The organism is Microvirga tunisiensis (assembly GCF_009296175.1).
GTDB lineage: Bacteria > Pseudomonadota > Alphaproteobacteria > Rhizobiales > Beijerinckiaceae > Microvirga > Microvirga tunisiensis.
Genome location: NZ_VOSK01000175.1, coordinates 1 through 13,687 on the forward strand (window position 1 = coordinate 1; position 13,687 = coordinate 13,687).

General features: G+C 58.3%; 7 protein-coding genes and 1 pseudogene. 4 read left to right on the top strand and 4 right to left on the bottom strand.

The genetic code is table 11. The annotated features are described in order from the left end of the window. Positions 1–1,325: 1,325 nt before the first annotated feature. From FS320_RS27760 to FS320_RS48400, 4 genes and pseudogenes are all read right to left on the bottom strand, one after another. On the bottom strand, positions 1,326–1,670 hold the full coding sequence (locus FS320_RS27760) for a hypothetical protein (protein WP_152715421.1): 345 nt from the start codon (positions 1,668–1,670) through the stop codon (positions 1,326–1,328). A gap of 234 nt (positions 1,671–1,904) precedes the next feature. Next, entirely contained in the window at positions 1,905–3,074 is a 1,170-nt protein-coding gene (locus tag FS320_RS27765) for a methyl-accepting chemotaxis protein (RefSeq protein WP_244627433.1), read from the bottom strand. A 1,478-nt stretch (positions 3,075–4,552) separates the two neighbouring features. Then, positions 4,553–5,029, bottom strand: coding sequence for a flavin reductase family protein (locus FS320_RS27770; protein ID WP_202882904.1), 477 nt, complete (start codon positions 5,027–5,029; stop codon positions 4,553–4,555). Between the two features lie 60 nt (positions 5,030–5,089). Beyond that, positions 5,090–5,299 (bottom strand): annotated as a pseudogene (locus FS320_RS48400) (IS6 family transposase); the annotation flags it as partial. Positions 5,300–6,213: 914 nt separating this feature from the next. Between FS320_RS48400 and FS320_RS45330 the strand changes: the two are divergent. The 4 genes from FS320_RS45330 (at position 6,214) to FS320_RS27800 (ending at position 12,512) form a co-directional block, all read left to right on the top strand. Then, positions 6,214–6,798 carry a hypothetical protein gene (locus tag FS320_RS45330; protein WP_153885339.1) on the top strand — a complete coding sequence of 195 codons (585 nt, stop codon included), beginning with the start codon at positions 6,214–6,216 and terminating at the stop codon, positions 6,796–6,798. 2,343 nt (positions 6,799–9,141) lie between these two features. Continuing rightward, positions 9,142–10,638 (top strand): coiled-coil domain-containing protein, encoded by a 1,497-nt coding sequence (locus FS320_RS27785; RefSeq protein ID WP_152715424.1) that lies wholly within the window; start codon positions 9,142–9,144, stop codon positions 10,636–10,638. 1,108 nt (positions 10,639–11,746) lie between these two features. Continuing rightward, positions 11,747–12,055: a hypothetical protein gene (locus FS320_RS27795; RefSeq protein ID WP_210252223.1), complete on the top strand. Its 309-nt coding sequence runs from the start codon at positions 11,747–11,749 to the stop codon at positions 12,053–12,055. 277 nt (positions 12,056–12,332) lie between these two features. Beyond that, positions 12,333–12,512: a hypothetical protein gene (locus FS320_RS27800; RefSeq protein WP_152715430.1), complete on the top strand. Its 180-nt coding sequence runs from the start codon at positions 12,333–12,335 to the stop codon at positions 12,510–12,512. The last annotated feature ends 1,175 nt before the right edge of the window (positions 12,513–13,687 follow it).

The window sequence follows — 13,687 nt, forward strand, 5'->3', positions numbered from 1 at the left end:
GGGCTTAGGCCCAACCGGATATAAGGTGATGCGGACGAACGGTTCGCATGAGCGCCATCGGGCTCAACCTCGGAGATCACGGCAGCACCTGCGACCAGCACTTGACTGACGTATCGGCCCATATAAGGGGCAAATGTGAGATGGTGCGAGCCGCGCGACGGCACGCTGCACAGGATTCGTCCCGTCCGAAGCCCGAGGAAGTGGTGGGGCGGCTCACGCTATTCGGCTACCAAATGCATTCAGCTCCTTGCCCAACTCAGGGAGTACGAGAGGAAATTGGGCACCTCCGATGCGCAGGGTTACGGCGGGATGATCCGGCAAGAAATCAGCGCGAACAGGGCTGAATACAACCGCGGCTGTCGGTGACCAGCCCTTTTAGGGCAAAAGAGGGCCTGGAACCTCGCCTGCATCATCGCGAGCAGCCTCCTCCGCCTCGCACTTGGTATTTCCCGCGTTGCAAGCCTTATGGCGACCTACTTAGTCCTCTTGTTTAGGAGTGATCAGCTTGAGGCCCACCTACTCGCGTTATCTGAGCGCGTGCGCCAGAGTGATGACATCATCAGCTGGATCGAAGGATTACATCGACGTCCGAGGCATTAGGACGGAATCTGATTGTCCAAGCACCATTGATAAAAGCTAGCCCATGATGTCGCAGAGGTTGCTTTCATAGTCGTCCCCCCTTGCCACTTGCCGCAAATCATCCAATTCCAGACTCATCTGCCTCCAGATTGATTCCCGGAAAGTTGCATGTGCAATTGGTGGTCCGATCGTCGCGAAGGCGACGTCGTGGAGGATGATTTAGCTCGTGCCAAGTCAGCGTTGGTTTCCATTCGAGTTCGACTGGACAAGCAGGGCATAGAGAAGGCGCGGACCTGCGGCGATGCTCTCATTCATGTCGCCCGAATGTTGTCAGACGGATTCAACATTAGTGTCTCTGACGCGTTGGTAGGACGTGGTTTGAACCCACGGGACCTCGATGCGGCATACCGGGATCTTCAAGGAAGCGTGCGCCGGTGCCGGACGTTCCTCGACGAGACCTCGCCCTGCTACGACGTAGCAGACGACTTGGTGAATGCCTGCTCGCTTCTTGAGCACATCTACAGGATGCGGTTTCATTCGCTGATGGCTGACCCTCGGCAGCGGCCTGCTTGCGAGGAGGTTGCGCAGAACCTCGTCCTTCTAGTCGGGACACTTCCACGATTAGGCGCAAAGCAGACCCAAACGAGCGGACGTCGTGGAGCCCCGCGGATCGCAGCGTGAAGCATCGCGCCCGGCTCGTACCGATTCAAACGCGTCGAGTGCGAAAGCTCTTCCGCCAGAAGGGGTCAGTAGCCGATGTATTTGAGGAAGGTGTATCCGCAGATGCCGAGAATGATAATCCATCCTACGATCATAAGGATGGCATTGCGGAGGATCGGCCAGAACAGGCACCAGACACCGTAGAGTAGGCCAAGCCCGATCGCGAGGGGGATGAGAAAGTCCCATCGGTTGTCGACTGCGGCCGAGACCCCAGGTCCTGAACCGGTGCCGCTCAGGAGGGAAACAAGGCGGCCTCCGACAATGGGACCGACTGCAAGAGCGGGATAGGTTCTCGGCCTCGCACGGATGGCCGCTGGATCTCCTCCCTTATTCCTGAGCGGAAGATCGGATTGCGGATCAACAGTCGTCATCTCGCGTTCGTACGCAGATCGGATCCTGCCGAAGATCGATTGGCTCGCCAGGGTCTGATTGGACTCCCTCCCCTCATTGGGGCCGCTGGCGTGTGAAATTCGGTTCGCCATCCTGACCTCATCCGCCGATAGCTGCGGTGGCCTGATTCTTGCCGAGTTAAGATGGTTTGCGAACCGGGAGGAAGGTCGCCTCAGGGGCGACCTTCTCGTGTATGTCCGGCTCGGATAGCTGGATCAGGCGGCTTTGACGCCTTGGAGGAAGGTCGAGACCTCCTGACCAAGATCGTTGGAGTGACGAGCCAGTTCCTGAGCGGCTCCCAGAACCTGGCTGGCGGCGGCTCCTGTTTCGCCGGCGCCGTGCTGCACGTCTCCAATGCTGCCAGTCACCTGCTCGGTTCCCTTTGCGGCTTCCTGAACATTGCGCGCAATCTCGGAGGTCGCAGCGCCCTGTTGCTCCATCGCGGCGGCGATAGCAGTGGAGATTTGCGACATCTCGCTGATCGTCTGTGCAATCTCCTGGATCGCTGCGACCGTTTGCTGAGTAGCCTGTTGAACTGAGGCAATCTGATGCGAGATCTCGTCCGTTGCTTTGGCGGTCTGGGTAGCGAGGTCCTTTACCTCACTTGCAACGACGGCAAAGCCCTTCCCTGCCTCGCCGGCGCGGGCTGCTTCAATGGTGGCATTGAGAGCCAGAAGGTTAGTCTGACCCGCGATGGTGTTGATCAGTTGCACCACATTGCCAATCTTCTCAGCGCTGACTGCCAGTTCCTGGACCGTCGCACCCGTGCGCTGAGTGCCTTTCACGGCTTTCTCTGCGACCTGAGAGGACTGAGCAACCTGAGCGGCGATCTCGCGGATAGAGATGGAGAGCTCTTCAGTAGCGGCAGCGACCGTCTGCACGTTGGCTGAGGCCTGCTGAGCTGCTGAGGACACGGAGATCGATTGTTGCGTGGTCTGGTTTGCGACATCGGTCATCGAATGGGCGGTGGCTTCCATCTCAGTGCCGGCGGAGGAAAGCCCCTGTGTCAGGGTCGAGACATTAAGCTCGAAGCGCTTGGTCAACTGGTCAAGCACCTCGGCCCGGCGCATTTTGGCTTGGTTCTCGGCTTCCTGGGCGGCGGCGAGGCGGCGGGCCTCAATGGCGTTGTCCTTGAACACCTGCAGCGAACGGGCGAGCGCGCCGACCTCGTCCTTGCGCTCGGTGCCAGTTACCGGAACTGCAAGGTCTCCCTCAGCCAAGCGGCCCATTGCCCCAGTCATAGCACCGAGGGGACGGGTCACTCCGAAGATCACGATCGCGCCGATCAGTCCGATGGCGAGCGCCAAACCGGCAACTGCCGAACCAATCAGCTCCCATTTGGTGCTGGCGACGTCAGCGGCGGCATCGTCCTTGGCCTGATTCATCTCCTACGTTCTCTTCGATGTGTGACGCACGGAGGGTTCCCTGATGACCCGGAAGGATCGTGTTGCGCTATGGGGACGCATTGGACTTGTCATGCTGTCTCTTGCCTTGATGGGGGGAATCGTGGCCGAGCCGCTGCTCCGGCCCTTGTGGTCCCCTCAGCTGACCATTGCCCAACGTTAAGGGTTTGGGGTGATCACCAATGAGAAGCCCGGCGGCTGAAGACGGATTCAACCGTTGTTGACGATGCGGACGCGAACGGCTGGCTGGTGGAAGACCGCCTTGCCTTGTCGCGAATCCGACCGGGATCGCCGAAGAAGACGATCTCGTATAAGCATCTGTCACTGCGTCGAGGTTGCCTTCACGGCGCGCCCAACCGTCTCCAGCAGCTCTGTAAGGCACGGGCCAGAAGCAAACCACATCTGGCAATGACGCCCCAGAAGCAAGTTCGCTCCTTCGAAACAATGATGCCTCTGTGACCAGGTTCGAGAGCAATCAGCATGGTGTAATCAAGGCATAGGATGGCAAGAGATTTCGAAGGACGCACAACCTTTGAACGTTGCTCAGGGCGGACATTTAACCCTGTGCCTACACAAGCCACCCCAGCACGCTGATGTTATGAAACTTGCGTCTGCCGCTGATCACATCTTCAACGCCACGATCATCACTGTGCTTGCGCTTCTGCTGACTTTGTCAGCCGGCGCAGGCTTGCGGTATCCAGCTCAGGTGTGATGTCCGGTGCCATACCTCGTTGAGACCTCTCGATTGCTCCGTGTCCGCCCGGTGTTGGGGTTTTGACGGCCGCTACCTGACGATTGCGGTCCTGTGGCTGCGGCTTGTCTCCTGAGGCTGCTTTTAGGGGCGGTGATTTGCCTGTCTTCGCCGCGATTGATCCCGTCTGGGATCCTGTGTCACTGATCTCGCTGGTGCGGAGACTGTCCTTGGCATCAGGTCTAACGGGAGGCAACGCCGGCTTGGCTTGATCCATCGGCTGAGACAGTCGGGCGAGATCTGTGCGGGCAGCTGCAAGATCTGCGCGCAACTGCCCAATTTCGGACAGCGACGCTCGCGTTTTCGCCCGCTCCGAGAGGAGCTTTGCTTGGGCATCCTGCAGGCTCGCCACCTCACGCTGGAGTTGATTGACCCTCCAGCTTGGCCGAGGACTGGCTTGAGACGGCAAACGAGACCCATCCTGTGACGGCCGACAAACTGAGCGTCAGGACAAGAACGCGGTGGATACTCAGCACTCGGGTTACAAGCTCGCGGAACATTGGGCCCTCCCCTCATTCGCAACACAGCCGATCTCCGGTGCGGCTCATTCATGTCGAGCAGTGTGGGCACAAAGAGGCGGACAATGCTTTTGTCCGCGCAATGGCAGGATTTTCGTTGATGTGGTTAAGACGATGTTGTCAGCGGCAAGCGATTATGGGGCTTCAGATCAGGTCACTGAGGGAGCGGCATGATCAACTGACGCCTGATCTCACCACCATAAGCCTGCATCTTCCGGCGAGAAGGTTCCATAGGTGCCATGGGCGTAGATCAAAGGAGCTGCTGCCGCCCTGGAGGCGACTCCCACTACCGCTCCAAAGAACACACTGTGGGTAGCCATCCGGACCATCTCAGTCACCCGACAGTCAAGACCGGCCAGAGCACTCTCGAGAACCGGAGCACCGGTCACCAGCGGAGCCCAGGTTCCGACGGTAAACCGCTCCTCTCCCTTGATCCCCATCTCGCCCGAGAACCGCCGAGCGATGTCGTCCTGGCCACTCGCCAGCAGATTGACGGAGAACCGCCCGCTCTCGCGGATCGGCTCATGCGCACTCGCCCCGGCGTTGATGCAGATCAGGACCGTGGGCGGATCTGCCGAGACGGAGCAAACGGCGGTAGCGGCCAGGCCGGTCCGTCGCCCCTCGTGCTCCGTCGCAATGATGGTGATGCCCCCGGCCAAGTGGCGCATGGGTGTTGTCACGTTAACCGGCCTCGGACGCATTGAGACAAATTCGGCCGCATGACACCTTCAAGTGGCGACATTCGCCGCGACTTTCCACTCCGCCATGGCGTTGAGGCGGTGAAGGTGGGTAGCGCGGGCAGAGCGGCGGGAGCGGGGTGGAACGAAAAGGTTGCGGACGGCAGAGAACACGATGACGAACCTCTGCAGCCCTCGGGCAGATCGAAAGCCCTGCCTCGCCCGTTCGCGTCGGCGAAATGGCAGATGCGAATTCTCCGCAAGTACAACCACACCGCATGGGCGATGATCTCAGGCGGAAAGCGATGGCGTTTGTAGCTGACAGGCTTGCTCATGCCGGACCATCTACACCGCTCGATCTCATGCCCAGGTTAACGTGACAACGCCGCCGAGAGTGGTGGTCGTCTTCTAAAGGGTGAAGAAGTAGAGCTGCCTATGCCTCACAGTTCCTTGACTCAATTGGACGTGCATGGCGCACGAAGGCCAAGGTGAAAGCGGCTCTCCTTGGAGATGAGGATCCGGGTGAATGGGATCTGCCGCCTAAGCCAAGGGGTATGCGGTGGGCCACCTATGAGCGGTGGGTCGCTCGGTACGATGCCACCGAGGAGTTGCTGGATACTCGGATCGTTCTGGCAGCGGCGCGACCGATGAAGCGGATCTAGCAAAGAAGTCCCGATAGGTCACCAAAGGAGCCTTACTTCATGCCCGCGCGTTTGGAGGAGTATGTTTAGGCAGACGAATTGGGCATGCGGATTCCAGCAGGGAGTGACAAGGTGCCCCTTCCGTTCAGCCCTCGAGCGGACCCAAATGGATCATCCTCCCGAATTGCCAATGATGATGCACGGCGAAGCCACAATGCAGGGCAGTAATAGATTGCTGTTGCGTGCGGGGCACACAAGAAATGTACGCTCCTCAGCAGTTACTAGAGCGCAATCGATTTAGCTGCGGGTCTCTTGGGATGTTCCAACCGGCACCCTCTATGGAGCTATCCTCGCAACCAACGCGTGAAAGTGGCACCTCTGAGAAACAGGTCAACCTAGAACCAAGCCGCCGAAAACTGCGCAACCGCGTGTGTCCGGCGCAGTCATCAGGAGGAGCTATGCTTCGGGTATCTCTGGTTTCAGTTATCACAATTGTGATGCTTGCCACTCAGCCTGTCTTCGCCAAGGGCGGAGGTGAAGGAGGTAACGGAGGCGGTGGTCAGGGTAATAACAATGGTGGCGGCGGAAAAGACGGAGGGGGCGGTCAAGGGAATGGGAACAGCGGAGGCAACGGAAACAGTGGCGGCAAAGATGGCGGTTCCGGCCCGAGTAATGGGAATAGCGGCAGTGATAAGGGCAGCGGAAACACCGGAGGAGGTGGAGGACGAGGTGGCGGGAACAGTAGCAGTGGCGGTCAGGGCAACGGAACCAGCGGAGGCAATGCTGGAGGCGGTGGTCAGGGCAACGGAAGTAGCGGCGGCAAAGGCGGTGGAAGCACCGGAGATGGTGGCAGTGGTCAGGATGCTGGGAACGGTGGCAGCGGCAGCCAAGGCAACGGCGGAAGTGCCGGCGGTGGCGGCAAAGGCGGTGGGAGCGCTGGAGTTGGCAATAATCAGAGTGCCGGGAACAGCGGCAGCGGCAGCGCCAGCCAAGTCAATGGAAGCGGAGGCAGCGCTGGTGCCAAAGGCGCCGGGAGCACTGGAGGCACAAGCAGTCAGACCAGCAACAACAGCAGCGGAAAAGCTGGGGGAGCGTCGGCTCCAGCATCCACGTCCGTAGCACCAGATACGGCAGGCACAGCAAGTTCACGAGCAGCGCCATCTGTTTCGGTCGCATCAACTATACTGCCATCGCTCGGGGTCAGAGGTAGCAGTGCCGCATTGGCCCTGCCGCCCTCCCTCGTGCCGCGTCTTGAAACATCGGGCTCTGCAACTGCAGACTTTGTGGAGCCCCTCGTCAGGCGAGCAGGGGTCCCAATTCAGATTGTCCAAGCCTGTCGCACGTCCATTGTGACGGCAGCGCTTCCTTATGGAGCTGTACAGGTGGATGCAGGCAGTGTCGGGCAAGCGAGCCGCACATCGGACGGAGGATTCACGGCTCCCCTTGAAGTGAGAGTTGTTTACGCTCGGGCGAATGCACGCCAAGTCCGCCAGTCTCGCATTTCATGCCGGCTCAATGCGTCCGGCGCAGTGGTTGCGCTCCGCTGATGGCAGGTCAGCTGCGACAGAGTGAGAGCTAACTTAGCTGCAGTCAACATACAACTCTGTAACGCATCTTCGGCTTGGCAGTGGCTCAGGACAAGTGCAATCGTATCCTGCCTGCCGCAGAACCGGGCGGCGGGTGTGCAGGTGCTCTATCTCTCCCCGGAGCAACTTACTTCCCCAACTCAGGAGCAGACTCGCTTTCGCATGCCAGGAGCCTACCCACAGTGGGTACTCCTCATCGCCTTATGCCCGCCTTGCTCACACTCGCTGGAGCAATAACCTGACGATACCGACCTAGCTTCATCATATCTGCAGGAGCATGACAGTGGCGGGTAGTCTCGCAGGTGAACGAACCCACCTAGTTCCGACTATGCAGTCCTTCCGTGCTGCTCTGTTCTTTTTGGTCTTTACAGTTGCGCAAGTCCGGGAGGGAGCAGCACTCGATGTGGGAGTGAGCGGAGGTGCTGTTGGTCTGGGTGCAGGAGCGAGCGCTGGCGTTGGATCTGGCGGGCTCAGCGCCGGAGCAGGCCTCAGCAGCGGAGGCATTGGAGCCTCCGCCAGCGGCAGCTTTGGCCCGAGTGGAGTTGGGGGTGGAGCGAATACTGGCGCGGTGGGAGCCTCGGCTAATGCAGGTGTCGGATCAAACGGGGTCAGTGCGGGCGGAGGTACTAGCACTGGAAGCAGTGGGGCTTCGGTAGGTGGCAGCGTTGGCCCAAGTGGCATTGGCGGTGCACTGGGAGTCGATGTTGGCGCAGCCGGGGCGATCGCTAACGCAGGTATTGGGGCAAATAGCGTTAGCGTTGGGGGCAGCTTGAGCGGCGCAGGCAGCGGAGGCGGAACTCGGGGCCCCAGTGGCGGAGCGGGACTCGGCTCAGGAGGCAACGGAACGCCTGCTGGCGGCAGCCTAAATTCTGCGGGCCCGTCAACCAACGGAAGCGCGATTTCTGGAGTCAGCTCCGACGGTACAGGAACATCAGTCTCGATAAACGGAGCCAATCCGGAACAGCGTACATCTTTCGAAGCACGCACCTCAGGATTCCTCGCCAGCATTGCTCCCACCGCACTTGCAACATCGTCCTTAGCAGTTGCCGCCGTTCCCAGGGCCTTGTTGCCGGTTGAGAACGGGCACGGTGATAGCGGATGGTTCCGGAGCATATATCTGCTCCAGCCTCTGCGAGTCAAACCTGGTACGTCGCTGAGCGTCGTTCAATCCTGCCGGAACGCACTTGTTCCACGCGCCGTACACTATGGAGCCACGCACGTTGACGTCGCAAGCGCTGGACGAACTGTCCGTATTAAGGGTGGCGGCATTTCAGCTCCCGTTGAAGTGAGGATCTTGTTCCAGCGAGGCAATCACATACAGGTTCGGCAAGCGCGGATCACGTGCCGCTTGGATCAAGCAGGCCGCATTATCGCAATGTTCTGAGGCTCGACCTACGACAGAATTATCTTTGATGAGCAACTGTAGTCCGGAGGTCTGATGCATACGCCCACTTTCTGAGCATCCTTTGATAGAAAGACTTAGGATTACGGGCGTACCAAATTGGTCGGTATTGTCTGAACCTGCTATATGGATTCAGTCGTTTTTTCGTCGTGGACTTTTCAGGTCACTTTAGTACTCCGCCGGCCTTGCACCTAGCAACAACCTTTTTGGAGAGCTCCCATGGTGCCCCAGAGCAGTTGGCCTTCAAGTGCCTCAGACTACAGCGACCAAGTACCGAGGGCGCGACACGGATGGTGGAGCCTTATACCCACCGTCGTTGCTGTAGGTGTGTTTGCGTATTCTTCGCACGGACTCGCAGGTGACGAGATTGGCGGAGCCACTCCCCGACTGCCTCAGATTGGAGAGGGCCATGCACCAGACGATACACAACGAACACCCAATTCGGCGGAACGGGACATTGCAATACCCCTTCATGTGGAAGCCTCGCAAAGGGAATGGATCTCGCTTTTCCAGAACCTTTTATCGAGCCCTGAAAGAACCGAGCTTGCGGCCGATGTTGGAGAATTGCTGCGGCAGAATGACTTGGCCGGAGCACGGCAGAGGCTCGATGTTGCTATAAATGCAGCGACATTCGCCATAATCATCGGTGATAGTATTCAAGATCCAGAGCTGCAGACGCTGCTTCAGGCTGTAGCACGTGAGCGGCAAGACACACGCTTGACCCAGAGGGTCCCGGTCGGTGATGCGGGAGTAAATGGGGACAAGGTAAGCGAACCGGGCGATGCTGCGGAAAAAGAGAGGGTCCGTGCCGAAGAAGCGCTACAAGAGCTACACGCTGTACAAGAGCAACTCGCAACCTTTAGCGGAAAGGAGGCCAGGATAGTAGCGCTTGAGCATGAACTGGAGCAGGAAAAGGGACGGACTGATTCAGTCATCCAAGACTTGAGCGTCGTGCGAGGGCAGCTCGCAGCAATGACGCAGAACGCCATAAGAGCCGCTGAGACGAGAGACGAGCATGCCCGAGAGGTGGAAAAGGGTGAAGCTGCATTGTTGGAACTGACGGCAAAGTTAACAGAGGCCCAAGGGCAACTTGTGCTTCTCAAGGGGAGTGCCGCAGAGGCAGCCGAATTGCGACCAGCTCTCGAGCGGGAAAAAGATTCAGTAAAATCTGCGGCCCGCGAACTTGAGGCTCTGAGAAGAGAACTCGTCACGCTCCAAACAAGCGCAGTTAGCTCCGCCGCAGCGGCCAGCTCAGCCGCCCAAGAGAAAGAGCGAGCAAATGCCACATCTCAGCAATTGACGGCCGTGCAGGAGCAACTCTCTGTTCTCCGTGAGAGCAAGGCCAAGATGCAGGACGAGTTAAAACAAGAGAGAGGGCGCAGCGCTTCGGTCATTCGCCAATTAGGCGCTTCCGAGCGAGAAATTTTGGCTCTGAAAGCCCAAGCCGAAAGCGCTGCTACAATTCAGGAAGCGCTCCGTCAGGAGAAAGAGAATACCGCTGCTGCACCCCGTGACCTGCACGCTTTGAAGAGACAAATCGCGGATATAGGAGCCCACACAGAATTCGTACCCGCCGCATTGCTTTTCCAAACCACTCCTGTCCTGCTCAAGCCTTCAACCCATACATTCCAGAGTGGCTCTAAGCCGAACAGCGGAGCCGGTACAGACGGCGATATTTCGCAACGTAAGGCTCGGCAGGTGTCTCTCCCTCCCCAAGTCGAGAGAGAGCGCAAGTTGTCCGATGAAGCAACGGCACAGACTCGTCGCCGCAATCTCCAACTAAAGTCCGTAGAGAAATCGGGCAGGCCACCCTCCACAAGCTCGAAGCCAAGTGAAGCGGCAGGCAGAGACACTGTCGTTAAACTGAAGCGCTCTCCTCGCTTACCAGCCGCGAATTCCGCTCCTAAGTCTCTTGCTCCAGACTTGCCCGCGATTCTACTGCCCATCGATGGGCTTTGGGCGCTCTATTAGGTCTGAAAGGTCGTTGAGACGTCCTGTCCGCTACCTAATGCTCAGAAGGACGAAAGGGAACTCACTGACAAAAGGCATTTTGGTCATGCGAGGAAAACACCGAGCAGGAGGCAGATTCAGCCAAGAGATTTCGATTCAGGAATCAAGCGCACCAAGGCGAAGGTGAAAGCGGCTCTACCCGGGGACGAGGGTCCGGATGAATGGGATCTGCCACCAAAGCCGAAGGGCATGCGGTGGGCGACTTACGAGCGGTCAGTCGCTCGGTATGATGCCGCTGAGATGATGCTTGGCACACAACTCGTCATGGCAGCGGCCCGTCTGATGAAGCGGCCTTTAGGCTCGTTTAGCGTCAATCCAGCCAAGGCTGAAGAAGCGGCTTGGCAAGCTGCAGCTGCCGCACAATGCCCTGATGGGGAACGCCTCTTTGCTGCAGAAGCGCCTGGATCTGCTGCTTGGCATCCTCCCACGACAACCCTTGCTGATAGCAGCACTCCAGATACCTAAGGGTCCGCTCACGGTTCAGCTCAGGAACCGCGAGCGGCGCCCGCTCGTGCATAAAGCACTGTGCGACCAAATCCTCGCATGCCATCGGGAGCCTCGCAGGTTGGGGCTGTCGACCCCACGTTTAGTTTTTGCTTAGGCCAGCCAAAAATTACACTTATGGCGGTTCTCTCGACGGGCTCCTGCCGTGGTATTCTCTGTCTGCGGCGGGACAACTGCAAGTGTGATCCTGAAGCTAGGAGAGCTATCCCATGGCACATCGCGAACGGCACGGGAACCGAGAGGCGAAGAAGCCCAGAAAGGACCAGGGGAGCCGAAGCGCCGAACCCAAGAAGTGGGATGTCACGGAAATTGTGGAGGCGAAATCTACGGCGAAACACTAGACGGTTTCGCCTCGTAAGAGAGTTCCACAAGATACGATTCGAGCAGGAAAGCCACCTGTCAGGGTCTTCGGCTGCGGCGCACCCTTTCGTGATTCGTCCGGAGCCGAAGATGTCCTTGTAGGACAGAGCAGATTGTGACTGTGGCCGCCTGCAGATATCGCATGAACGTTGCGAAGGCATAGGCGCGGAGACAGAAATTCTTGGGAGTTCGGACGATGGCATTCATGAAGCCGCAAGAGCGCGCTGAGAGCCTGCGTGAGGTGATCCATATGTATATTGACTTGGTTGAGGGCGATGGGGCTGGGCCTTCCTGGCAGCTGACAGACAAGGGTTTTGCCAGGATTGCCTCCGTCATTCGTGACGCCGAGAATGATGCGTTGGAGAGAGCTGCGGAGCTGTGCGAGGCGGTGCACCTAGGGAGCCGGACGCGCTACAGCATCCTTCTTGGCCCGGATTATCTGGTGACGAGAAGTCTCTTATCGCGGGAACTTGCTGCTGCGATCCGAGGGCTTAAGCACAAAGGCGAAAGTTAATACCGCATTTCATGGTCTGTCGCCCACTCCGAAGGGAGTGCGTTGGCAGCTTACAAGCGTTGGAAGCCGCTATGATGTGGCTGATGAGATACTCAATGGGCACTTGTCGTGGCAGCGGCGCGGCTGATGAAGCGGCTGTAGCGCGTCGGATTTTGGTCCTTAAAGCCTAGCCGGTGCCGCACGGGCCAACTACGAGTGTGATCTCGGCTACAGAAAGCCGAGAGACCCCAAGATAGAAAGGAGCAGTCATTCGGATTTGTTCACGGAAGCTTGTGCGATGAATAACTGCATTTACTTCTGGTCCCGCTACCTGAGAGCCATGGTGCTCGCGAGGCGGAATCCAGACCCGTCGGTGCGCAGAGCCCTGATCCAGGACGCCTTTGAATGGCTGGACCGCTACTTCGATGCGGAGGATATTGAACTCGCCCGGCGCGAACATGTGCCGGTACGGCGATGAAACGGAGCATCTTACGGGAGTGATAGGACTAGGTATTTCGTACGCCTGGGCCCTTACACGCAGACTGCACTCAATTGACTACATGCGTCAGCGCAGGACAAACCAGCAGATAGCTATGCCGCAGGTTTACCCCGGCACCGTGGAAGGCGTGGCAGAGGCCATTGAGGTCGAAACTGTAGCGGCACGGCTGATAAAGTGGCTTTAGCCAAGAGATTTCGATTCAGAAATCAAGGGTCAAGGTCGCGACCGCCTACATCGCTGCCTTTGAGGGGCGTTTCCTCAAGGCTGCGGTGAATTACAGGCGAGAGACTGTGAGAGCCGGGCGACGACCGGATCGTAGAGTTTCTTGTTCTGAGCAGCATATTCAATGCGGACCTCGTGGGCTGCTCCACAGCCCTCCATAATCTTCATGTAGACGATATGGTGCCTTTGGTCCCAGAGAGCACGAGCCAGTTCTTCCCTTCAGCCTTGTAGGTCAGGCGGTCCAAGTCGTTCTGTTTGAGCAACCACGCTTTGTATTCTTGGAAGGTGTCCGTGACGACGGAGGGCCCAAAGCTTCCATAGATCATAGTCCTGCTCCATCTTCAGCCTTGAACTCTCGGCCATCCCCATTGGCAGGTGGAGGCTCGACGAGCCCGAACAGGTGACGCGGAACATCCGCCATGGTGCCAAACCGCTCGTTCGTGTACCGCTCCCATCCCTTGCCGAGGGGTGTCCATGTGTCATCAGAATGCGCTGGGATTGCAGTAAAAGGAGCGGCAACAAGCGTCAGCAGTGCTACGCCGAGCGGGCTAAGGTAGTGCCTCAAGGCTTTCATCGACCGATGGATCTCACATTCGCGGGCCGTCTCCGTATGCGGCACTCAGCGATTAAAAGTCCACCAACAAGGCGCGCTTCGAAAGCCCCTTATCCACCCTCTTCACAGGTTTGGTTGCAGGGGAGGAACCTCTCTCGACAGCTCCACTTATCCAAGTAGATGTTCGCTTTTTGTTCTATTTAAGCGCGGCACGAGGATGGGCAGAACTAAATTGACAGTGGAGCAGGTCCTAGAGCGCGTTGACATTCATTTGGTCCAGATGAACGCGCTGACGAGGCAAAGGATTGACATAAACGCCCGTGGGGTCTGTTCGTAGCGCGTGGCGATGCGTCTGAAGTGCTTGATTTTCAGGAAGAAG